This window comes from Gardnerella vaginalis 1500E, from assembly GCF_000263595.1.
Classification (GTDB): domain Bacteria; phylum Actinomycetota; class Actinomycetes; order Actinomycetales; family Bifidobacteriaceae; genus Bifidobacterium; species Bifidobacterium vaginale_E.
On record NZ_ADES01000020.1, the window covers coordinates 42504 to 67367 of the forward strand.

The following is a 24864-nucleotide window of genomic DNA, read 5'->3' on the forward strand; positions in this document are numbered from 1 at the left end:
TTTACTTTTACTTTTCTTAATTTATTTTTACACTAATTTTGTCTCAAATTATTAATTTCTTCCGAGTAAGATTCGCCGGCAGTCTTATCAAATTCTTTTGCAGCATGCTTAAGTAGCATAGTTGCGCGCTTTGGTACGCGAATTTGCACAATACCAATAAAATCGCCGTTGGAACCTGGCACACCGGAGCCTTGAGCACGAATCTCGTCTCCACTAGAAGACCCAGCAGGCACTTTAAAAGTCACAGCATTGCCATCTACGTCATTAAGCGTAACTTTTGCGCCGTGCACAGCTTCGCTCAAAGTTACCGGAAGAGTTGCGACCAAATCGTTTGCGCGCAAAGTGAATTTATTAGATTCTTCTACATGAACTTGTAGGTACAAATCTCCTGCAGAACCGCCAAATCTTCCTGGCTTTCCTTTGCCTTTTAAACGAATTTTTTGACCGTTTTTTACTCCGGCTGGAATATGCGTTTTAAAAGTTTCGCCTGCCGCGCGAAGGGACACAGTGGCACCTTTAAAAGCCTGCTTAAAAGTGAGTTTGATATCTGTTGTTATATCGTCACCTTTTGTAGGCACATTTTGGTTTTGCGCACTTTCGTACTGCTCGCCAGCAAAACTATTCGCGCTTTGGAATCCAGACGCACCAGAATTTTGACGCCCACCGCCAAACATGGAGAAAATATCACCCATATTTGGGCCAGCGCCACTACTTGCGAAACGAATGCGCGAGCCGTTGCCGCCCATTGCGCCCATTCCTGCACCGCCGTTAAACATGGAGAAAATATCCGAGAAGCTTGACGCATCAAATCCGCCTGCTCCCCCAGCGCCACCGGCAAAACGAGCACCTCCTGCACCAAATTGACGAATAGCATCGTAGCGTTGGCGCGTTTGGCTATCTTTTAGAACATCATAAGCTTCAGAAACGTCCTTAAACTTTTCTTCAGCTTCTTTTGTTTTGTTCAAATCCGGATGATACTTACGCGCTAACTTACGATACGCTTTAGTAATCGTTGCTTCGTCAGCGTCTTTGGAGACACCTAAAACTTTATAAAAATCTTTAGCTAACCACTCATTTTCAGCCATTTGTGCCTCCTTTCTTTACAAGCACATTGGCTATTTCGCTTTTTGACCAAATATAGCCTGCTCGTGCCAACTCTTATGAGCTAGCACGAGCAAGTTACGCAATAAAGTTACGACTAAGAGTTTCGTTAGGAATTACTTGGTGAAGAAACGACCACACGAGCAGCGCGAATAACACGCTCTCCTATGCGATACCCTGCCTCAACCACAGCGTCCACAGTTTCTTTTGTAGCGTCTGGATCAGGACGATGTAAAACAGCATCGTGCTTTGTCGGGTCAAAGTCTTCGCCTTTTTCGCCGAACTTTTCTACGCCAAACTTCGCAAAAGCCTTATCAATCTTGGTTGCAACAGCCTTGAACGAATCATCCATTTCGCTGTGCTCGCGAATACGGTCAATATCATCCAAAGCTGGAAGCAATGCTGTTAGCACGTCGATAATTCCATGCTGTCTGAAACGATCCTGTTCTTTCGCAGAACGATTGCGGAAATTAATAAACTCTGCTCGCTCGCGTTGCAACGCTTCTAAGTATTCAGCAGCCTCTTTTTTGGCTTTACCTAAAGGCGTTAAACTGCTGTCGTCTGCATCTTTATTATCTTTCGATTCAGAAGATTCAGAAGATTCAGAAGAATTTGCGATATTTGCAGAATCCGCAGAATCTGCAGAATCCGCAGAAACATTAGCATCAGACTGAGCGTCATCCGTTTCTGCACGATTCACGTTTTCAGCATCTTGATCTGAAGACTGTGCAGAAGTCTTCGCAGAATCTTCTGCAGGTTTCACATCCAGCGAGTCAGAATCTTCCATTCCTTGCAAATATTCGTTGGTGTTAAAGTCGGACATTACTTGTTGTCCTTATCGTCCTTGTCGTCGTCCACCACTTCGGCGTCAACCACGTCATCATCCTTAGAGGCAGATTCAGCACCAGCATTTGCACCAGCATTTGCACCAGCCTGAGCACCAGCAGCAGGACCAGCTTGAGCACCAGCAGCGCCCTGCTGAGCGTAAAGCTGCTGACCAATCTTCTGAGCAGAAGTCATCAACTCGCTCTGAGCAGACTTAATCTTCTCAACGTCATCACCCTTCAAAGCTTCCTTCAAAGCGTTAACCTTTTCGGTAACTTCCTTGGAGATTTCGTCGGAAAGCTTGTCTTTATTATCGTTTACAAGCTTTTCAGTTTGGTAGGCAAAAGCTTCTGCCTGGTTGCGAACTTCAGCTTCTTCCTTACGCTTCTTATCTTCAGCTTCGTGAGCTTCAGCTTCCTTAACCATGCGATCGATTTCGTCCTTTGGAAGGCCAGAACCACCGGTAATAGTCATGGACTGCTCCTTGCCAGTGCCCTTATCCTTAGCGGAAACGTGCACAATGCCGTTAGCGTCAATATCGAAAGTAACTTCAATCTGAGGAACGCCACGAGGAGCTGGAGCAATACCAGTCAACTCAAAAGTGCCAAGAGGCTTGTTATCGCGAGCAAACTCACGTTCACCCTGGTAAACCTGAATCAACACGGATGGCTGATTATCTTCTGCAGTGGAGAATACTTCCGAGCGCTTCGTAGGAATAGCAGTGTTGCGATCGATAAGCTTTGTCATAATTCCACCCTTGGTTTCAATACCCAAGGAAAGTGGAGTTACATCAATAAGCAGAACGTCTTTGCGGTCTCCCTTAATAACGCCCGACTGCACGGCTGCACCAACAGCCACGACTTCATCTGGGTTCACGGACTGGTTAGCTTCCTTACCGCCGGTAAGTTCCTTCACCAAATCCTTCACAGCTGGCATACGAGTAGAGCCACCAACAAGAACCACGTGATCAATCTGGCTTACGGAAATTCCAGCGTCAGAAAGCACGTTGTTAAATGGCGTACGGCAGCGACCGAGCAAGTCGGAAGTCATTTCCTCAAAGTGAGCGCGAGTCAAAGTCTCATCCAAATGCACTGGAGTGCCGTCAGGAGTCATTGCCAAGTACTGCATAGAAATTGAAGTGGAAGTAGAAGAGCTAAGCTCCTTCTTCGCCTGCTCAGCAGCTTCCTTCAAACGCTGCAAAGCAATCTTATCCTTGCTCAAATCAACGCCATACTTGTTCTTAACTTCGCCAACAAGCCAGTCGATAATCTTCTGATCCCAATCGTCGCCACCCAAGTGGTTATCACCATTAGTAGCCTGAACCTGAATTGTGGAGAATCCGTCGTCATCCTTACCAATTTCAAGCAAGGACACATCGAAAGTACCACCACCCAAGTCGAATACCAAAATGCGCTCGTCTTCCTTGCCCTTTTCGAGGCCGTAAGCCAAAGCTGCAGCAGTTGGCTCGTTAATAATACGAAGCACGTTCAAGCCTGCAATCTTACCTGCGTCCTTAGTTGCCTGACGCTGAGCGTCGTTGAAGTATGCTGGGCAGGTAATAACGGCGTCGGTTACTGGCTCGCCCAAGTAAGCTTCAGCATCGCGCTTCAACTTCATCAAAACCTGTGCGGAAATCTCCTGTGGAGTCCACTTCTTACCGTCGATTTCAACAGTCCAATCAGTGCCCATGTGGCGCTTTACGGAGCTAATTGTACGATCAACGTTTGTTACAGCCTGACGCTTAGCGACTTCGCCAACCAGAATTTCGCCGGACTTGCTAAATGCCACAACAGATGGTGTGGTGCGAGCGCCTTCAGCGTTCACAATAACGGTTGGGCTGCCGCCTTCAAGAGTAGCGATGCAAGAATTAGTTGTACCCAAATCAATACCTACTGCACGTCCCATAATTTCTCCTTAACTAGGTATTGCACGTTTTGTGCAATTACGTTTTCCTTTAAGTTTTGTAGTTACGTGAGCTGAGCTTTATTTAGATTCCTTATTGGAAACTAGGTAAATCACCAGCTTTTTTACTTTCCAAAACTTGAGCCTACTACACTCAACTTGTAAAAGTCAACTTTTATTCCCAAAAATTACAAAAAACTTTATACAACCAGACTCAAGTTTTGAATAAAAGCATAGTTTAAGGATAAATTACGCAAGTTTCACGCGCTGAACTTAAAATGCCGCAAAGAGTTATCTAATGCGTTATAGCGCGCTAAAACGCCAATAAGAGGCGTACCGATACCTGTTATGAGTTTGATTACTTCAGTTGCCATCATTGCGCCAACAATAGCCGCAGTTGCTCCCAATACCGCCGATTTCGGCAGCTTTTCTTCCGGAGGTGGGCAAGGGTACAAGTCTCGCAAGCACGGCCCCTCACCAGGCATAAAAACGCTTACTTGACCTTCATAATAAAGCACCGAACCATAAACTTCCGGCGTTCCTGCGTTCCACGCGGCATCCGCGATCAAAAAGCGCGTAGCAAAATTATCACAACCATCAATTATTAAGTCATGATTTTCTACAAGTTGCTTCGCGTTATCTTCATTAAACCTAGGTATAAGGTTGATTTTTAGCCCGGGAGATAATGCTTGCAGACGTTTAGCCGCAAGTTGCGCTTTAGATTTGCCACACTGATCAACAGTGTACAAAGTCTGCCTTTGCAAGTTAGAAAGCTCAACAACGTCATCATCGCAAATCGTGATTTCTCCAACTCCTGCAGCGGCAAGCGAAAGCAGGCATGGAGAACCAAGTCCACCAGCACCAACCATGCAGATTTTTGCATTTCGAAGTAACTGTTGATGCGCGTGCGTAAAGCCAGGCAGGAGCAAGTGGCGGCAAGTGCGTTCCGCCTCAAGCTCCTGCAGGCTGTCGTAAATTTTATTAATCGTCATGCTTAAATAATTATGCCGAAATTCATACTACGAAATTTACAGCACGGAATCAGCCCAAGCGCGACCCTCAACAGGCGAGGAAGCAAGAGCATGATTTCGCATTGGAATACGTCCAGCATCGTGAGCAAGCTTGCCAGCAGTTACAGCAGCGGCCATTGCGCGACCCATTTTCACTGGATCTGGGCAGCGAGTTACAGCGCTTGCAAGAAGCACACCAGAGCAGCCGATTTCAAAAGCTTTAACAACATCGGAAGCGGTGCCAACGCCGGCATCCAAAATTACAGGAACGCCAGCTTCCTTGCATTCGCGCACAATCAGCTCAATATTTCGAGGATTCAAAATACCAAGACCAGTGCCAATTGGAGCGCCACCTGGCATAACAGCCTTCACACCAAGAGAAACTAAACGACGAGCCACAATTGGATCGTCATTCGTATAGCACAGAACGCTAAAGCCTTCTTCAACAAGCTTTTCTGCAGCAAGCAAAACTTCTCGAGTATCCGGAAGCAAAGTATCGTCATCTGCAATAACTTCGAGCTTAACCCAATCGGTTCCTAGAGATTCGCGAGCCATTTTTGCAGTAAGCACAGCGTCATGTGCAGTTTTACATCCTGCAGTATTCGGCAAAACGTTAATATTATGGCGTTGCAACATTCCATAAATATCTACGCCTGTTTTTGCGTGACGGCGCAAAGCAACCGTAGCCACTTCCGCCCCCGAAGCAACAAGCGACTTCTCCATAATGTCAATGCTCGTCATACCGCCAGTGCCAAGCAAAAGCCTTGAATGTAAGGTCTTACCACAAAGTTGCCAAGTGTCGGCACTTTCTTCTGCATTATTTTCAGAATTATTTTCTGTCATTTTAAGCCTTTTATTGAAAATTTAATATTTTGTAAGCGTCAGCCGCCTTGAACTGCGCTGAGAATCTCAATTTGATCCCCATTGCAAATCACAGTAGACGCCCACTGATTACGCTTAAGCACATCGTCGCCAATTGCAACAGCTATGCCAGAGCCAGCATCAGAACCGTAACGTTGAGCAATAAGCTCAGCAACAGTTAACCCATCTTGAACTTCAATAGTTTCACCATTGACGACGATTTGCATAATTCAACCTTTATTAACGTCTATTAAAACTTGCGTAATTAGAACGAGTGTCACTAGAAACTTAAGTTACTAGAAACGAGCAGGATCGCAGCTTTCCAAGAATCCCTTTTCCTTCTCAGTCAACTCTTGCTCAAGCACAAGCTTTGTAGTCAAAGAAGAACCCAAAGCGGTGAGCAAAATTCCATGACGGAAGTAGCCGGTGGAAATCGTTGTGTGAGTCTTAGGATCAATACCAATGAATGGCAAATCGTCTGGAGTGCCAGGGCGACCGCCAGCAGTAACCTCAGTAATCGAGCATTCCTGAATGCCAGGAAGCACACTTGCAGCATCGCGAAGCAAGTCGAGAACGCCACCAACCTTTGGAATATCGCGGTCGTCTTCGCGAGATGTAGCGCCGAGCACAAGCTCACCAGTTTCCTTAGCGCGAGGCACCAAATACACTGGGCGATCGTGCACAAATCCACGAACCACGGAGCTCAAAATTGGACGCAAAGGCTCTGGAATAGTCATACGAATCATATCGCCCCACACAGCGCGAAGCTTAAGCTGCGGAAGCATGTCCTTAGCTCCCAAGCCAGATGCCAAAACTGTGTCTGGACCCAAATCGTCTGGAGTGCTTGCGCGACGCTCAATAACAACACCGCGCTTTTCGAGTGCATCAATCATTGCTGCAGTGAAAAGACGAGGGTTGATTTGATGATCGTCCGGCACGCTTACAGCGCCAGCAATAGTTGGCGAAAGAGCAGGTTCAATTTCACGAAGCTTACTCACAGAAATATGCTCAGCTCTACGTCCGTAACGGTGCTGCAAGTTTAGCAACTCGTTTACGTGCTCGTTATCTGCAGCGTCGCCGCCGATTACGTAAGAGCCGCACTCTAAATAACCGGTTGGCTTATCAGTATACTTTGCAACCGAATCAACCAATTCCTTATACATGGTTGCGGACTCAAACATAAGTGGATACAACGCTTCTTGCTGATATTGCATTTCTGCGGTAGGAGCTAACATGCCGGCAGCATGGTGAGAAGCGCCAGAGACTGGATCCGGATCAATTATGCTAACTTTTACGCCGGCTTCCGTAAGTCTCCACGCTGTTGCTAAACCAATAATACCTGCACCAATAATACGAATATTTCGCATATATACTCCTTCCCTACGGCGGCATTACCCGCATCAGGTTTACGGTCGGCTTTCGCCCTCTCAGCCTGTATAGAACAAGCTCCCGCGTTTCGTAGCTTTGACCTTCAAAACTGCGATTGTAAAGCACTGCAATATTGCCAACTTTAGCGATATTACAAACGCTACAGATAGACGTGACGAAATTATGTGATTTTCGTCACACTACCGTGTAGCATTTTAGCACTTTTACAAAAAATCTGTTAATTTAGCCGGCATGTCAAGCGGTAAAACTAAGCAATTTTCGTTACCAGTGCAGATTGCGCACTGCGCGCGTAACGGATAAACACACTTTTTTGTTACTCACGCAGTTGGCGTTCTGCATTAGTAACGTATAATGTCGTTTTTTCGTTACTCACGCAGTTTGCGTACTGCGTGAGTAACGCTAGAGCCTACTCGTTAGAATGCTTGCGACGGCGAGAAGCCACGCCTGCAGCACCAAGACCTGCGAAGATTGCGGCAAATCCTGCAAACAAGCCAGTTGCAGCACCAGTCTTAGCAAGACTATGACCAGATGCTCCACTCAAACTATTAAGCAGCGCAGCCCTAGCAGCCTTAAGCTTACTCAAAGCCACATCAACTTGAGCCTGAGTTGCGTTAGGATCTGCAAGCACTCTGTTAGCCTCAGCCAAAGCCTGCACAGCATTAGCATTAGTTTCCACAGCATTGTTAACTTCGATTTGCAAAGCGGACTTATCTACCAAAGCACTCTGAGAATCACTAGTCTCAAAACCAGCAGCAGAACCGGAACCAACACCAGAGCCACTTCCGTTCCCGCCGCGACCGAATGGATTATTAATCTTATTCTTAGCTGCAGCGAGCCTCTTCAAAGCCTCATCAACCTGAGCTTGAGTTGCGTTAGGATCTGCAAGTACTCGCTTAGCTTCAGCCAAAGCTTTCTCATACTCGGAAATATCATCCCTACTACCAATTATAAAGTAAGGCGACTTACGGAAATCATCATCACCGGCAGCCTCATCCTGAAGCTTAGACTTATCGGTCTTGTTAGAATCAGTAATCTTCTTCTTAGCATCCTGAAGTCTCTTCAAAGCAGCGTCAACAGTCGACTGGCTAGCAGAGGAGTCATTTAGCACAGAATTGGCTTCATTTAAAGCATTCGTGTAATTTTCGAGATCTTTCTTCGCATCCTCGTCTGCAGGAGTTGCGTTAGCCTTAGCTTCAGCATTCTTATACTCCGCAGATTCATTGAACTTTGGAATTATTATATTTCCGTCAGAATCCTTACCTTCTACTTCGTTTCGAAGCTTAGATTTATCTGTACTAAACTGTCCGATAGCTTTCTTAGCATCCTGCAAAGCCTTCAAAGCATCATCAACCTGCTTTTGCGTGGCGCTTGCATCATTTAGAACCGTATTTGCATCTGCCAGAGCCTTTGTATACGCAGCAGCAGCACTAGAGCCAGCAGCATTATTAAACTCTGGAGTATCTTCGAACTTCGGAGTAATTACTTTGCCGTCTTTATCTTTACCTTCAACCTCATTTTGCAATGAAGATTTATCAGTGTTGAACTGCGCATCGTTTTCAATGTCGGTTTTTGCTTTCTTCAATGCTTTAAGAGCCTCGTCAACTTCTTGCTGAGTTGGATGTTTGCTAAGCGTTTGATTTTCAGCATTCTTTACAAGCTCACGCGCGCTCTTTAATGCCGCGTTATAAGCATCAAGCTTATCTTTTGCATCCTTGTAAGCAATAGAATCTGGACTGTCTTTAAGCTTTTCAAGAAGATACTTAGCATTCTTAACTGAAACTTTATTCTCAAACGAATCAGCAGCAGGCTCACCAGTTGCGCCTTCTTCCTGAGATTTCTCAGTTTCAGCCTTAAGATCTGCAGAATTGGTCTTATACGCATCAAGCCCTGTTCGAGCCGCTTCAAGTTCAGCAAGAGCAGCATTTACCTGCGCTTGTGTTGGCTTTTCACCCGCAGGAGTGGCGCTATCCTTACTCTTTGCAAGCAATTCATTGGCTTTAGCGAGCGCAGAATCGTACGCTTTCTTTGCTTGTGCAGCTGCGTTATTTCTATTAGCATCAGGAATAAGATTTCCAGATGCGTCTGCCTTCATAAATTGCGGGTTAGAAGCATTTCTATACGCGTCAGAAGTTACAGTTCCCTCAACGGCTTCAGCAGTACCAGTCTTAGGAGAACCGTTCTTGCCAACACTTTCCTGTAACTTAGCAAAATCAGTGTTGTATGCGTCCAAAGCTTTACGCGCTTCATCAAGCTTCTTGAGCGCAGCATCTACCTCAACTTGAGTTGCGTCTTGCTTTGCAAGTACATCCTTAGCAGAGTTAAGAGCCTGATCGTACGCTGTTTTAGCAGCAGAAGCTTGCGTGTTCTTTGCTCCATCTGCATCGCCGCTATTGTTCTTAAATACAGGGCTATCCGTGTTCTTATATTGAGGTAGCTGCTTTGTGTCAGCATCAGCATCCACCGACTTACGTAAATCATCCTTCTTGGTAGCGTAAGCAGAAAGTGCAGCGCGAGCTGCGTCTAAGCGCTTAAGAGCTGAGTCAACATCTGTCTGCAAAGCCTTGTTTTCAGGATGCTTTTGCACACCATTGAGGAATGTTGCAGAGCTTGGAACGCCTTCACCATCTAGCTTGGTTATCTCTGTACCTTGTGCATTTGTGTCTTTATCAACCTTGTTTTCCAAGACTTTCTTTGCAGCAGCAAGCGCGGAAGCATACTCATCAACAATCTTCTTAGCTGCATCTGCTTTAGTTTTTTCTTCCGCTGTAAGCGATGTATCGCTTGCCTTATCCGCCAGCGCTTGCGCATTCTTATATGCAGTTGTGTTTTTCGTTACATCATCTTGATCTGCAGAAGTTTGCAAAGCAGACGGTTTAGTTGCATAGGTTACAATAGCACCGCGGGCTTTATCGAGTTTAGCTTTTGCCGCATCTATTTCCTGCTGCGAATACGTAGAAGTTCCAGCTTTAGCGTCATCAATCTTTTGCTTAATAGTTTTAGCTTCTGTATACGCCTCGTTATACGCAACAAAGTCCCTACCAGCCTGCGTCTTTTTAGCAGCATCAGCTCCGTTTTGGCTTTCCTCATACGCATTAAAGTATGCAGGAAGCTTATTTCCACTGAAATTATTTGCAAGGACCTGAATTAAGTCATAGCTATTCGTTTTAAGCTTATGCAAATTCTCTTCGGCTGTTTTAAGATTGTTTAGCGCCTCGTCTACCTGCGCTTGCGTTGCCTTAGGATTATTAATAACTTCCTTTGCTTTTGCCAAAGCGTCATCGTATTTAGATGCGTACTGCTTAGCTTCTTCCTTATTTAAGCCTGCAGGAAGATTGCCATCAAAGTATCTGTCATACGTGCCGTTCTCATAGAAGACGCTCTTTTTGTCGCCGTCGTGATCGTGACTTTGTAGAACTATCGCGTCAAGAGCCGCCTTATTCGTAGCCTTAGCATCAATTGCTTTCTTGGCATTCTTAAGATTTTCTATTGCAAGATCAACATCGGCTTGCGAAGCGTTCGGGTCAGCAAAAAGCTCTTGTGCTTTCTTTACAGCTTCGTCGTATTTATTGCGCTCGTCTTCTGTAGCGTTCTGATACGCAGGATCAGCTGTTGAGATATCGCCAGACGTACCAGTTTTAACCTTGGCATCCGATGAAATAATCTCACTCAACTTGTCTTTGTTGGTTTCAAACTCGTCCAATGCTCTGCGCGCTTTATCAAGCTTCTCTTTGGCAGCGTTTACTTCTTTTTGCGTTGCATACTGATTTGCGTTTACCTTATTAGCTTCTGTAAGAGCTTCATCGTACGCAGTTTTTGCCTGAGCAGCTTTATTGTTCTTATCGGTATCAAGTGTGCCATCAGACTTCTTAAATTGAGGATTGGCTACGTTCTTGTACCTGTCAGTTGCATGCGTTCCAGTAGCCGCCGCACCCTGTGTGGTCGCAGCAGTTCCCTGATCCGTAATATCTTTATTAAGGTCCGTTTTATTTGTATCTTCACCATTAAGCGCTTGATAAGCTTTATTGAGCTTAATAGCCGCGTTATCAATATCGGCTTTCTGCTGCTCTGTAAGATTCTCTTTAGCAGTGTCTTTAACGCTTGCGTACAAGTTATTGGCAGCGCTAAGCGCAGTATCGTAATTATTCCTCAAAGTATCAGACGCATTGTAATACTTTGACTTAGTTGGCACTGTTTTGTACCCAACCTGCGCAGTTGTATATTCATCAATCGATGCCTTCAGCTTAGTTTTGTCGTGCGAAGGCTGTGGCACAAATAGTAAGTTAATAGAGTGCACAGAAACTGCATATTTAAAATACGAATAATCGTAAGGAGCCAAATATAAATGGGCTGGGTATACTTTGCCACTCTTAGCAGCAAGATTCACCTTTGCATCTTTGCCAAAAGAATAATCCTTTGCATCTGAATTATGTTCATCTAAATTGCGATCCGAATTATCAATTGCGGGATTACCATTCCAATACGGGCCGCTCATATTGCCCATCGTAAGCGAAACTGTTGGGTTGTTTTGATCATCAAGCAAATAATGCATATTAGATCTTTGCGGTTTGCCATTTCTGCCTTCGCTAGCAAGCGTCTCTCCGCCAATTATCGTGCGCAAACCAGAGTTAATGTCTTTTGGCGTTGCTTTCAAATATTTAACAACATCTTCCGTGTTGAATTTTTGCGCTTTTGTGGAATCATAGTGGTAAATAAGCGTATTCTTGTCGCTACTCCAGCTAAAACCTTCATCTGTGTCGCGGCCATCCATTTTCTGCTTAGTCCACTCAAGGTTATAGTCCTTACGAATATCAACAACGCGCGTAAGCTTGTTTTTCTTAATATTCGACGTAAACTGCACATACGCTTTGTCGGTCTTGATTGTAACAGTTATGGTATTTTCTGCCATACCACTTGAAATTGCCCTATGAGGACCATCATTAATCCAGTGAGCAGTATTACCTGAATACCAATCAAATTTGATTTGATCTTTGCTAGTAAGCCCAAGCCGAGCATTGTTTTTATTATCGTCAAATAACTTCTGCTTAATGCGCTCAAACTCGGCATCAGAAAAACCGATTGGATTATACACAGGAACAGCATCATCACCAGAAGGAATAGTAATCTTAGATTCATCAATCTCTTTTATAATTGCATCATCCAAGTTAATTGTGTCTGTATAATCCTGACCTGGAATTATTTGCCCAAAATTAATAACAATCTGATTATTGTTATTAAAAGTCACTTTATCTAGAGCAACATTATTTGCTTTAGATACACGCTTCCTAATCTCAAGTTTTTCAGAATCAGTTAAATGCTCAGGATCTTTGATTACTGGCTTATCAAAATTAAGATCAGTATTTGGGAATAATGGTGGCATTTCATCATTGTCATCGCCGTCACCATCAACATTAGAAGCCAATACCATGAATGGCGAAGCTGCAGATTTTAGCTTAGACTGCGCTGCCTCGACTTTACCTGCTTCAGACTGTTTCTCTTCAGTTTGTTTTGATTGAGTCTTCTCTACTTCAGGATTCTCTACTTTAGTCTGCTCAACATCCTTCTTAGAAGGCAGACCCCCCCCCCCATTTGGTTTTTAGGAGTTTCAGTTACATTCTTCTTCTGAATCTGCTTATCGCTAGACTGCTTATCATTAGCCTGTTGCTCGTGCTTATGTGGCTCGCCTTTTTGAGCATCACTCTGAACAACCTGTGAATCTTTCTCCTCTGCAGCCATTGCAGTATTCGCAGGAGTCACACTAAACGCTAATGCAGCACCGGCAAGCACACCTGCAGCACCTATAGTAAACGCTGCAACTTTACGCGTATCCACAGCTCTCGCAATAGCATTGCTAGCAGAAGCGTCCAAGCTCACCTTATGCCCGCGCTTTACAGACTTTACACCCATAATTCCTCCTCTTCAAAATGCACCCATGCTCTCTAGGATTTAATTATGCCTTGTATGCACCTAAAAATGCATCCAAATATGCGTCAGTGTATATTTCTGCATAGAGCAATCTTTTAGCGTATTAATTGCACATATACAGCGATTCAGTGTGAATTATACCACTTTGGAAGCGATTTTCATAGGGCGCATTTACTAATAAACAGTACTATTTACTCAACCGAACGCAGCAAAATCTCCTCAAGCGCATGCTTTACAGAAACAGGCAACGTACAACGCCACTGCGCCCACTTAACCACGGAAGGCTGATCGGTTGCGTAAGCGTTAAGCATATCAACATTGTTGCGATACTTTTCTGCTTCCGATTCGTTTTCGTATTCAAGAGTTGATATTGCAGCAATAGCACTTGCACTTCCGCCTGTTTCGCGTACTGCGTCAAAAGCCATTTCCTTACCACGGTACGGCACTTGTGCTTGAAGCAAGAATCGGTAAGCGTCGCCAACTTTAGGGTCGGCAGCAATTTGCAATCCTCCGTCAACAATTACGCGAACTTCTAAACGAGCTGGCACGTCTTTTACAGAAACAGTTAAGCTCAAAGTCGACTCTTCACCTTCGTAAGAAATCGCAAACTCGCTTGCGCTAAGTTCTCGACTTCCTACCAATACGCGCACGTGCGCAAAATCTGCGCAATCAACCCCTCTAAACACCACATTCCAGTTGCGTTTTTGCGGCACAGATTCTACAGCATCATCCTCTCCGGAAACGCCGGAAATAATAAATTGCGTAGAAGAATTGCCGTCTCGCCACACAAAATTCATGCGAGTATTAGCAGTATTCCCAGCAGACGCTGCAGCAAAATCACCGTTATCTTCGCGCATCACAAATTCGCCGTCAGCTCCAGGGAACACGAGCACGCGCAGATTACGAGGATTTTCAATGCTATTAACAGATTCAGCAGCCTCATAACTACGCGCGCAATCTGCAACTTCCGGCAAAACTTGCAGAGGCACAATAGCTCCAGCGCGAGCAAAAACAGGCACGCGGTCAAGCGTGCGCCACGCTTCAAATCTGCGACCATTCCAGCCGCGAGACACGTACCTGCGCCCGTCAAACAAATCGTACCAGTCACCTTCCGGCAACCAAACTCCAGCGCATCCACGCAAAGTAGCCGCATCGTTAGGCGAAACAATCGGCGCCACTATAAGCTCGCTTCCAAAACGGTACTCGTTAGGAATTTCATAAGCCATGCCAACTTCCGGCGACTGCCAGTACATTGGCTCAATAATCGGTCTGCCATCAAAAGCTGCACGATAATTCATCGTATAAACGTATGGCAAAAGTTCAGCGCGCAAGCGAAGCATTTTCACCATTGCTTCGCGAGTTTCCTGAGGGAAATTCCACGGCTCTTTTCCAGCAAACGGAGAGCAAGTCGAGTGCAAACGATTAATAGGGCTAAATGCACCGAAAGCATACCATCTCGCTTCCAACTCGTTATTTCGCACGCCGAGCATGTGGCCGCCAATATCGTGGCTCCACCATCCGTAGCCAATATTTGAAGCCGTAGAAGTGAAGTAAGTTTGGAAAGCAAGAGAATCCCAAGTAGTAACGGTATCTCCCGAGAATCCAACTGGGTAGCGATGCGAACCAGGGCCCGCGTAGCGCGAGAACGTTAGCGGCCAGCGTCCTTCGCGAGCAGAATCCTCATAATGCATGTGGTTTAGCATCCAAAGCGGATCCAAACCAGGCTCGCGCGTCACACCACCCTGCTGCCAGTCAATCCACCAGAATTTGACGCCTTCATCTTCCATACGATGATGCATGTTGAAATAAGCTTCAACAAACTGCGGATTCGTTAAATCAAATTCCACAGCTTTACCGCTTGCCGGATCAATGCCAGCATCTTGCGCAACTTGCGCATAATCTTTTTCGAACTCACGCACGCCGTCGCGCGGATGCAAGTTCAAAGTTGGAGATAATCCAGCCGCGTTAAGTTTACGCAAGAAAGCACGATGATCTGGGAAAAGCTCCTCGTTCCAAGTGTAGCCCGTCCAACCGGAACCATATTTTGCATCAACATCCGTCACATGCCAGTCCATATCTATAACAGCTGTACTGAACGGTATGCCTTCGCGCTTAAAGCGATTATGCAATTGCAAATATTCGTCTTGATGGTAGCGATAGTATCTGCTCCACCAATTACTTAGCGCAAAACGTGGAAGCAGCGGTTGAGCACCCGCTAGCTTATAAAAGTCTTGAATTGCTTGAATATAGCGATGTCCGTAGCCGAAGAAATACAAGTCTTTATATCTTCCAGCTTGTTCGCTAACTTTTTGCGCACGCGACTTAACCCAAGCCCCATACGGGTTTGATTTGCCGTTTATTTCCTCAGCCGGCGCAATTTCGCAAGTTGCAGAATCGTCTAAAACAGACCATCCGTCGCGCGAAAGTATTCCTTTACCAAGTTTTACCGGTCCGTTCGCCTGATCCAAAGTTCTAAAAGTTCCAAGGAGATTTCCCGGGCAGTCGTCGCCGTAATGCCACGTGTTAAATTGAGTACACGGCACTCCGCGCACAACAATACTTAATCCTTCTTTACTAAAAGCTTCGCAATTATAAGTAAGATGCAGCTTTTCAGTTTCGACTTCCAACCATCCGTTTTCGTTTTTGCGCGCACTAAATTGCGGCTGAGCATCCGCACTTTTGTGAGCAAAATTGCGGCAGATTACAGTTTGCGTAGGATTGTCAACAAACTTTCCGTCGTCGCTCCATTCAAGACGCAACAGCGAATCTGTAATAACTGTAATTCGCCACTTTTCGCCTTTAATTACCTGAGTATCCTGTGCTTTTGCGTTTGAATCAGTTGCGTACTTATAAAAAATTCCCGACTTGGAAAAGTCCATTTTTGCACCTTTGCTTTTTATTAATTAACGCACGCTTTTATTTGACGAATACTGCGAATAATGCTGCAATCGATAGCATTACCGGATACCATGCGTACATTGTCCAGCGAAATACTGGCGAATCCTTATGACCGTCTCCGTAAGGGCTGCGATAGTGCAAAACTGCCACGCCAATGCCTGGCGCGAGCATCGACATAGCGCCAAACATGCCGGAAATCAGCTCCATGCGAATTTCATGCTTTTGCATCAGCTCAAAAATCAGCACAAACACAAGGAATAGCGCGCCTCCCCAGAAAATTTGCTGACGCACATAAACTTTGCCAATAATATTCCACAATAATCCTGCAATTACTACTGCAGCATACGCAACACTGCGCAAAAAACCGCTAAAACGCTCTCGAACCATGTCAATTCCCATAAGAACAAACAGCGCAATTACGAGCGCAAACACTGGATTTTGCGAGCGCAAATCAAACGCGCAACCGGATGTAGTAAGATCGTACGGCACTTCGCAAATTATTACTAAAATCAAAAGTCGCAGTATGTAAAGATTCACGTTATGCGTATTGTGGTATCCGCGCATAAGAATCCACGCATACCATGGCAGCGCAGTCCAGCTAACTACTTCGCAAAGAACCGCAAATGTGAGAGCAAGCATATTATCTTTGCGTAATCCGCCAAACAAATGCGGTATTACGGGAGCGCTAAATGCACTAAGCATCATCATGAATGCGCCAAGCATTTTAAACTTGCGCAAAGTAATGCCCATTTTTATGTTTTTATCTGCACGAATTTTAGGCTTTAGCACATCCATTACTTGCACTCCTTTGTATTTCCACGCATTGTTTCGCATAACACTTACTTTAAGTAACGTTCTTTTTAAGTAACGCGCTTATTTTTACTGCTCTGTTTTACTAACGTTTATTGTATCGCAGTATTTATTGTGACTTAAAGCGGAAGATTGAATATTGCGAAACTTTGCGCACCGAGTTTCAAAGAATTTCCGCAGCTTAACACTTCGCCGATTTTTAGCAAAGGATTTTCGACTGCTTCCTGAGTAAGATTTGCCAGCGCTTCAAACGGTACTGCTTCTGCGTTTACTCCAGGGTTCATAACCACGATGCTTCTTTCGGCATCCGATTCTCCCTCGCTGCTTTTTGCGCAACGCTCGTAAGCAAATCCGCGTCCATCAACAGGAGCGTATAGTACTCGCCATGACGCGTCAGCTTGCAAAGAAGCGCGACTATGACGAAGCTCAATAAGCGCGCGAACCCAAGAAAGGAAGGAATCTTCGCAATTAATTTGCGCAGAAACTGTTGGAATTTCGCCACTTTCTACTGCTTGTTTGCGAGAATTTGCGCAAGTTCTTCCGTCTGCTCGCACTTCAACAGGCAAATATAGTTTTGATTTTGCAGCTGTTGAGAATCCGAGATTTTTTGTTTCATCCCACTGCATTGGCGTGCGCGTGCCGGTTCGAGCGTAGCCGCCTTCTTTTGTTGGAATATCGCGATATTTCATGCCAATTTCGTCGCCGTAGTAAACAAAAGGCACTCCAGGCATTGTAAGCAGCATTCCGAAAGCAACTCTGCGCTCACGCTCATCTAATCGCGGAGCCATGCGAGACGTATCATGATTGCAAGTAATGAAACTAAAGTAGCCTTGATCACAGGTTGACTCATATTGCGGGCAGTAGTCGTCTAAGAATGGGCAAATGCTTCCGCCGCCGCGCGCCGAAAAGTAGCTGTGATCATGTTCAGGATTGCTATCTAAAGCGTTATCAACATCACGAGCTAAACGTGCGTAGCCGTTAGGATTTCCGTCCCAGCGCCAGCTTAAATAAAAGTCCATGTCAAACCCAGCTGCCAACGCCTGACGCGGCCTGCCCCATTCGGAAACGAAAGCAGCCTGCGGATACTCCTCTTTAATAGTGCCAAGCATTTCCTGCCATGCACGAATTGTGTTGTCTTTCCCAAGACTTCCTTCACCATTATTGTCATCGTTTTTTACAAGCGAATCAGCCATATCAACACGGAAACCGTCAGCGCCTAGCGAAAGCCAAAATCGCATAACATCAACCATTGCAGCGCGCGTTTCTGCTGCCTCTTTAGAATCTGGCGAAGATTGCCAAGCTCGATCTCTATGCACAAAACCGTAGTTTAATGCTGGCTGACATTTGAAAAAGTTCAGAATATAGGTGGCATCTCGCTCGGTTTCGCCGCCAATAAATGGCATAGAATAGCCGCTAAATGCACTATCCGTCCAAATGTAGCGCTTACTGAACTCGTTTTTTTCAGCGCGTGAGCTTTCTTTAAACCACTCGTGTTCTTCGCTAGTATGCCCCGGCACTAAATCAAGCAAAATACGCATTCCACGAGTGTGTGCTTCACTAAAAAGCTGCTGCAAATCTTCGTTAGTACCATAGCGAGCAGCTACTCTTTTATAGTCACGCACATCGTAACCAGCGTCTTTAAAAGGAGAGTCGTAGCAAGGATTAAGCCAAATTGCGTTGCATCCAAGCGATTTTACATAATCTAATTTCTTTATAATTCCTTGAATATCGCCTATACCATCGCCATTTGCATCATAAAAACTTTGCGGATAAATTTCGTAAAAAACAGCGTCTTTAAGCCATTGAGCATGATTATATAATCCCATTGTTTTGCCCTTCTTTTGTTGCTATATAAAGTTTATACGACGACACTTTAAAAGCATATTATTCAATAAAATACAAATAACCCGCCACTCATTTGCAAACGGCATAATATACGTGTATACTACACATTGCTTACGAACGGATTTTTGTGAGACTTGTGACGCTGATTTACGCAGCTATCGCAATGTTGCGCCACAAAGAAATCCGTTACTACGCCACCAAGTGATATGCCAGTTTTGGCATGATATAGGAGGTCAAGGATGACGAATATTAAGAAGATGCTGGGTGCAGGTCTTGCTGTTGCCACATTATTTGGATTTGCAGCTTGCGGCTCTAGCACAAATAGCGATAAGAAAGCCACTGAATCTGGTCCTGTTCAGCTCACAGTTTGGTCTGCTTCTGAAGATCAGAAGGCAGGCGGCTGGGTTGACACCGTTGAGAAGGAATTCCAGAAGGCTAACCCAAACGTTAAGTTCAAGAACACTGTTGTTGAGCCACCAAAAGCTGCTGAGTCTGTAAAGAAGGATGCAAAGGCTGCTGCCGATGTTTATCTCTTCCCTAACGATCAGCTTGGCGACTTGGTTAAGGCTGGCGCAATTGGCCAGTTGAGCGATGACGCCGTAAAGCAGGTTAAGGAACAGAACGAAGATACTTTAGTTAATTCCGTCACTGCTCAGGACGGCAACATGTACGGCGTTCCTTACACCGGCAACACCTGGTTCATGTACTACAACAAGTCCAAGTTTGCTGCTGACGACGTCAAGTCCCTCGACAAGATGCTCGAGAAGGGCAAGGTTGCATTCGATCTTAGCAACGCTTGGTATCTCCCAGGCTTCTACCTCGATGGCAACATGACACTCTTCGGTGAGAAGGGTACCGATGCCAAGGCTGGCATGAAGCTCGGCGACAAGGCTGCTGAAGTCACCAAGTATATCGCAAAGCTTTTCGCAAACAAGAACTTCGTTCTTGATGGCAACAGCGCTGGCTTGAACGGCCTCAAGAGCGGTAAGGTTGACGCTTACTTCTCCGGCTCTTGGGATGCTGCTGACGTAAAGAAGACTCTCGGCGACAACTATGCTGCTGCTGCTCTTCCAACCTTCAAGACCGAATCCGGCGAACATCAAATGAAGTCCTTCGCTGGTTCTAAGGCTGTTGCTTACAACCCTAACTCCAAGCACCCAGAGATGGCTGCTAAGTTTGCTGCATTCTTGGGCTCCAAGAAGTCCCAGCAGATTGCTTACGAGAAGCAGGGCGTTATTCCTTCCGACAAGTCTCTTGCTGACAGCGTAAAGTCTGATCCAGCTGCTGTTGCTCAGATGGAAACCATTGCTAAGACTTCTGTCTTGCAGCCAGCAATCCCTGAGATGGGTAGCTTCTGGGAGCCAATGGGCAACTTCGGTAAGGCAATTGCTAATCATGAAGTTACCGAAGCAAATGCTGATGCTAAGACCGCTGACTTTGCCAAGGGCTTAGCTGGCGCCGTAAAGTAAGCGTTTACTTTCGCTAATTAAATAAATCTATATAAAATGCGTAAGTGAAAATTACAAGTAACTTGTGCATTTGCAAATAGCACGCCCCAGTCCCCACTCTAGTGAAAAGGGGCCGGGGCGTGCTATTTATATATACTTCTCTAAAGCACTCACTGTTTATATGAAAGGTATGTCATGACTGGCACGACATCCACAAAGCGAGAAAGGCGCCAGAAGAAGACGTCAAATATAGAACGCTTTGCTCCTTCACCATATTCACTGAAAGAGGCTGCAGAGCACGCAGACATTCTTTCGTGGGTTTCCGTTATTATCTTTGGTTTCGGCACTTTTGTTCGCAAACAATTCACTAAAGGCATTTTGTTCCTTCTGTGTGAAGCTGTTCTTTTCGGATTCTTATTCACAACCGGTGCAGAGTACCTTCCAAAAATTCTTACGCTTGGTACAAAAAAGCAAGGCAGGATTAAAGTCAATGGTTTCTATCATTACACTGCCGGCGATAATTCTGTAGAAATTTTGCTGTACAGCGTTATGGCGATTGCAGCAGTTATCGTGCTAATTTATTTAGCAACGCTATCTCTACGCAGCGCTTATAAGGCACAGGCTATTACAGCAAGCGGCCAAAAGCCAGTAAACTTTATTAAAGACGCTTCGTCTTTGCTCGACAGCAAAGCGCACATTGGTTTAATGACGCTTCCAACCGCAGGTATTGTTCTCTTCACCATTTTGCCATTGATCTTCATGATTTCTATGGCATTCACCAGCTACGATAGGAACCACCCAGTTCTGTTTACTTGGACTGGATTAAACAACTTCTTCGCAATTGGTAACGCTAAGAGCTCTATTAACGCAGCTACATTCTTCGATGTTTTGCTGTGGACTCTTATTTGGGCATTCTTTGCAACATTCCTGAACTTCTTCTTCGGTATGTTTATTGCAATGATTATTAACCGCAAGTCCACTCGTCTTAAGGGATTATGGCGTACTTGCTTCTCTCTTACCATTGCAGTTCCACAGTTCGTGTCCTTGCTTGTTATGAACAACATGCTTCAGCGAAATGGTGCTATTAACAGCATCCTTCTGGAAAACCATTGGATTGCTCAACCTCTTCCATTCTTCCAGGATGTGACTTGGGCTCGCGTAACAGTTATTCTTATTAACCTTTGGGTTGGTATTCCATTCACTATTATGCAGATTACGGGTATTTTGCAGAATGTTCCTGCAGAACTTTACGAAGCTGCAGAGCTCGATGGTGCAAGTTGGTGGCAGCGTTTCATGAACGTCACTATGCCATACATCATCTTCGTAATGACTCCATACTTGATTACAACCTTCACTGGCAACATCAATAACTTCAACGTTATTTACCTCTTGTCTGGCGGCGAACCGACACCACTTGATTCTTCCGCAGGTAAGACAGATTTGCTTATTACTTGGCTCTACAAGTTGACAGTGGATCGCGGAGACTACAACATTGGTGCTGTTATCGGTATTATGACGTTCATTGTTCTAGCCGTCGTAGCACTTATTACGTATCGCAACTCTGGATCTTATAAGAACGAGGAGGGATTCCGGTGAGTAATAAAAATACCGCTATGCAGCAAGAACCTGTTGTACACAGCACTCGTAGCGTCTCTCTGTTTAAAGATCAACGTATACGAAGAATAATCGGAGATATTTTCTCCCACCTATTCTTGGCTGTACTGTCGATTATTTGGTTGATTCCAATTGTTTGGGTTTTCTTGGAAAGCTTCAACAAGAACGAATCCCCATTCCAGAAGACATTCTTCCCAACAGAGTATTCGTTCAATAACTATATTCGCTTGTTCACCGAGCGCGAAGCCCTAGACTTCCCGCGCATGTTCTTGAACACTTTGGTTGTGTCCATTTTCGTGTGCATTATTTCTTTGCTCTTCGTACTTGCCGTGTCGTTCTGCATGTCTCGCCTTCGCTTCCGCGGACGTAAGACATTCATGAATATTGCTTTGATTTTGGGCATGTTCCCAGGCATCATGGCAGTTATCGCTATCTACTTCATTTTGAAGGCTCTCGGTTTGACGAATGGTTCGGTTGTTCTAATCGCACTTATTATCGTCTACTCCGCAGGTAGCGGCGCCGGCTTCTACGTTATGAAGGGCTACATGGATACGATTCCAAAGTCTTTGGATGAAGCTGCTTACTTGGATGGCTGCACTACTTGGCAGGTCTTCTACAAGATTATCCTTCCAATCTGCAAGCCTATGATTGTGTTCCAGGCAATCACAAGCTTCTTGGGCCCATGGCTTGACTTCGTTATGGTTAAGACGATTGCCAACAGCCAGGACAACTACACTGTTGCTTTGGGCTTGTGGAAGATGCTTGATAGGGAATTTATTAGCCACTGGTTTGCACGATTCTGCGCAGGCGCTGTGTGCGTTTCGATTCCTATTGCAATCCTGTTCATCATTATGCAGCGCTTCTACGAAGAGTCCATGTCTGGCTCTGTTAAGGGCTGATATTCTGCAGACAATCTGTAGTATTAAAAAAAGATGAAGGCCGAGGCGCTTTCGAGCGTTTCGGCCTTTTTATTACACAACTAAAAACGATACTGGCTAACAAACCTTACTGCATTAAGCCAAATAACGCTTGAATAAAGTTACGTACAAATAAAAATTCCAACTAATAAATTAAAAATAAGTAAATCGTAAAATTGAATATCACACTTAATTGCAAAACATACAGTAATATAGTATTTACGAAATAACAAAATAAGAAGGATATTACACATGACGTTCCCATCTTCGGCAACCTGGCCAGTGTACGAAGGTCCTCTCGGTTTTACTCTGAACTCAAAGTCCACAACTTTCACCGTGTGGGCTCCTACTGCACAAACTGTAACTTTAAGACTTTTTGAAACGGGCAATAACAGCGAACCTACTCAAACACATGAACTAAAACCGCTGCACGATGGCGCTTGGCGTATTAATTTCCGCAAACGCTTGGACGGCGTGTACTACGATTACCTAGTAACTTTCCAAGATGGCACTGTAAATCGCACAAGCGACCCTTGGGGTATTGCAAGCGGAGTAAACGGCGAGCGCAGTCTTGTTGTGGACGAAGAGCGCATATCTCCTGCCAATTGGCATAAAGATAAATCTCCTAAGTTTGTGCGCCATGCAATGGTTGTGTGGGAAACGCATGTTGCTGACTTCAGCAGCAATCCTAATGGCGGTTTTAAGCCGGAGCATCGCGGCCAGTATCTCGCTTTTACCGACGAGCATACGACTTTACAAAACCCAGATTCTTACGACTGCAATTTCCCTACCGGATTGGATTATTTAAAGAAGCTTGGTGTTACTCACGTACAGCTCGAACCTATTTACGATTTTGCAACAGTTGACGAAATTGCAATCGACGGTGCGCGCAAAAACGGTGCTTCAGCAGAAGAATTAGATTCTCTATACAATTGGGGTTACGATCCTCACGCTTATAACGTTCCAGAAGGCGCATATTCTAGCAATCCTTACGATGGCACTGCACGCATACGCGAATGTAAGGCAATGATTGCGGCATTACACGCTAATGGTCAACGCGTAATTATGGATGTTGTTTATAATCACATGTACAAGTCTGCAGAAAACGCTTTTGAACGCGTTGCTCCTGGATACTTCTGCAGGCGTAACGCAGATGGATCATTTTCTAATGGTTCTGGATGTGGAAATGAAATGGCTTCTGAACATCCTATGTTCCGCAGGTTTATTATTGAATCTTTGCTGCATTGGGCGCGCTGCTACCATATTGACGGATTCCGCTTCGATCTTATGGGTTTGACGGATACAGAGACTTTGAATCAGGCTCGCGCAGAACTAGATAATCTTCCTGGCGGCAAAGATATTGTTATGTATGGCGAACCTTGGGGCGCTTCAGACCCTGCTGTCGACGAAACAATTTATCTTGGCAATAAGGAAGGGCGTCATACTCTTAACGAGCGCATTGGCTGGTTTAGCGACGAATCTCGCGATTCCCTTAAAGGCAATGTTATGAATCATCGCGACCGCGGCTATGTTAATGGCAACGAATTTTGGTGCTGCGATGCTGCTCGTCAAGCGTTGGACGCGTGGAGAGATATGCCTTCTGCAGGTAAAGAAGTTGGCCAAATCGTTCAGTACACTTCTGCTCACGACGATTTAACTTTGTGGGATAAGCTTTGCATTTCTATGCGCGACAATGCTGGCGATTTTGAGTTTAATGCCCAAGACAAACAGCAGGTTGCAGATATTTTGAACGCAAATATGTTTGCAGCAGGAATAGTTCTTTGCTCTGCTGGAATCCCATTTATGCTAAGCGGAGAAGAGTTTGGACGCACTAAGCACGGCTGCGATAATTCTTATAATCGCGGCGTTTTGCTAAACCAGCTTGATTGGGCGCGCGCTGAACAATTCAAGCCTTTGGTTAATTGGTATAAGGATCTTATTGCGCTTCGAGCAGAATACAGTGCATTTTACGACGGCAAGCGAAAGCAGCTTACTACATCTAATCGCACTGTTTTAGCTACTAGAATCGGCAATAATATTATTGTTTGCGCAAATCCTATGTATCATGAAGACGCAACTATTGAGTTACCAACAATTCACAGCACAAAGTCTAAGGGCTGGAATTTCATACTTAATTCGAATGATTATTATTCCGACTGGACGGGATCTCAGCCTGATTCTGACGCATTTATTGCAAATGAAGAAAATAACATTACTCTGCATTTGCCAAGCCGCACTTTCGTAGTGCTTAGTGCCAAATAACTGCGTTTTAAAAACTGACACCTGATATCGCAACGCTAATTTGCAAACGATATCAGGTGT

At 45.0% G+C, this 24864-nt stretch carries 16 protein-coding genes and 1 riboswitch; of the genes, 4 read left to right on the forward strand and 12 right to left on the reverse strand.

The window, feature by feature from the left end; translation table 11 throughout:
* Positions 1–32: 32 nt before the first annotated feature.
* The 12 genes from CGSMWGV1500E_RS00760 to CGSMWGV1500E_RS00705 form a co-directional block, all read right to left on the reverse strand.
* Positions 33–1085 carry a DnaJ C-terminal domain-containing protein gene (locus CGSMWGV1500E_RS00760; RefSeq protein ID WP_004129286.1) on the reverse strand — a complete coding sequence of 351 codons (1053 nt, stop codon included), beginning with the start codon at positions 1083–1085 and terminating at the stop codon, positions 33–35.
* A gap of 125 nt (positions 1086–1210) precedes the next feature.
* Complete coding sequence (grpE, locus tag CGSMWGV1500E_RS00755; protein ID WP_004129288.1) at positions 1211–1924, reverse strand: nucleotide exchange factor GrpE; 714 nt, start codon at positions 1922–1924, stop codon at positions 1211–1213.
* Positions 1924–3831, reverse strand: coding sequence for a molecular chaperone DnaK (gene dnaK, locus CGSMWGV1500E_RS00750; RefSeq protein WP_004129290.1), 1908 nt, complete (start codon positions 3829–3831; stop codon positions 1924–1926). The genes grpE and dnaK overlap by 1 nt, the downstream gene beginning before the upstream one ends.
* Positions 3832–4088: 257 nt before the next feature.
* Positions 4089–4820, reverse strand: coding sequence for a HesA/MoeB/ThiF family protein (locus CGSMWGV1500E_RS00745; RefSeq protein ID WP_004129292.1), 732 nt, complete (start codon positions 4818–4820; stop codon positions 4089–4091).
* 36 nt (positions 4821–4856) lie between these two features.
* Positions 4857–5681, reverse strand: coding sequence for a thiazole synthase (locus CGSMWGV1500E_RS00740; RefSeq protein WP_004129294.1), 825 nt, complete (start codon positions 5679–5681; stop codon positions 4857–4859).
* A 38-nt stretch (positions 5682–5719) separates the two neighbouring features.
* Positions 5720–5926 carry a sulfur carrier protein ThiS gene (gene thiS / locus CGSMWGV1500E_RS00735; RefSeq protein ID WP_004129296.1) on the reverse strand — a complete coding sequence of 69 codons (207 nt, stop codon included), beginning with the start codon at positions 5924–5926 and terminating at the stop codon, positions 5720–5722.
* A 69-nt stretch (positions 5927–5995) separates the two neighbouring features.
* Positions 5996–7066: a glycine oxidase ThiO gene (thiO, locus tag CGSMWGV1500E_RS00730; protein WP_004129299.1), complete on the reverse strand. Its 1071-nt coding sequence runs from the start codon at positions 7064–7066 to the stop codon at positions 5996–5998.
* Positions 7059–7162: riboswitch (TPP riboswitch) on the reverse strand. Its footprint overlaps the gene before it by 8 nt.
* Positions 7163–7494: 332 nt before the next feature.
* The gene (locus CGSMWGV1500E_RS00725) at positions 7495–12513 is read right to left on the reverse strand and encodes an FIVAR domain-containing protein (protein ID WP_004129302.1); all 5019 of its coding nucleotides are present in this window, start codon (positions 12511–12513) and stop codon (positions 7495–7497) included.
* 110 nt (positions 12514–12623) lie between these two features.
* Positions 12624–12992: a hypothetical protein gene (locus tag CGSMWGV1500E_RS00720; protein WP_004129305.1), complete on the reverse strand. Its 369-nt coding sequence runs from the start codon at positions 12990–12992 to the stop codon at positions 12624–12626.
* Positions 12993–13201: 209 nt separating this feature from the next.
* On the reverse strand, positions 13202–15889 hold the full coding sequence (locus tag CGSMWGV1500E_RS00715) for a TIM-barrel domain-containing protein (RefSeq protein ID WP_004129309.1): 2688 nt from the start codon (positions 15887–15889) through the stop codon (positions 13202–13204).
* 37 nt (positions 15890–15926) lie between these two features.
* A complete protein-coding gene (locus CGSMWGV1500E_RS00710) occupies positions 15927–16703 on the reverse strand; it encodes a TraX family protein (protein ID WP_004129312.1) in 777 nt (258 codons plus the stop codon).
* 134 nt (positions 16704–16837) lie between these two features.
* Positions 16838–18544, reverse strand: a complete 1707-nt coding sequence (locus CGSMWGV1500E_RS00705) for an alpha-amylase family glycosyl hydrolase (RefSeq protein ID WP_004129314.1) — start codon at positions 18542–18544, stop codon at positions 16838–16840.
* A gap of 258 nt (positions 18545–18802) precedes the next feature.
* Here CGSMWGV1500E_RS00705 and CGSMWGV1500E_RS00700 point away from each other — a divergent pair, with 258 nt between their 5' ends.
* From CGSMWGV1500E_RS00700 to pulA, 4 genes are all read left to right on the forward strand, one after another.
* Entirely contained in the window at positions 18803–20032 is a 1230-nt protein-coding gene (locus CGSMWGV1500E_RS00700; RefSeq protein WP_004129316.1) for an extracellular solute-binding protein, read from the forward strand.
* Positions 20033–20206: 174 nt separating this feature from the next.
* On the forward strand, positions 20207–21607 hold the full coding sequence (locus tag CGSMWGV1500E_RS00695; protein WP_004129318.1) for a carbohydrate ABC transporter permease: 1401 nt from the start codon (positions 20207–20209) through the stop codon (positions 21605–21607).
* Positions 21604–22524, forward strand: a complete 921-nt coding sequence (locus CGSMWGV1500E_RS00690) for a sugar ABC transporter permease (RefSeq protein ID WP_004129320.1) — start codon at positions 21604–21606, stop codon at positions 22522–22524. The genes CGSMWGV1500E_RS00695 and CGSMWGV1500E_RS00690 overlap by 4 nt, the downstream gene beginning before the upstream one ends.
* Positions 22525–22794: 270 nt before the next feature.
* Complete coding sequence (pulA, locus tag CGSMWGV1500E_RS00685; RefSeq protein WP_004129322.1) at positions 22795–24804, forward strand: type I pullulanase; 2010 nt, start codon at positions 22795–22797, stop codon at positions 24802–24804.
* Positions 24805–24864: the final 60 nt, after the last annotated feature.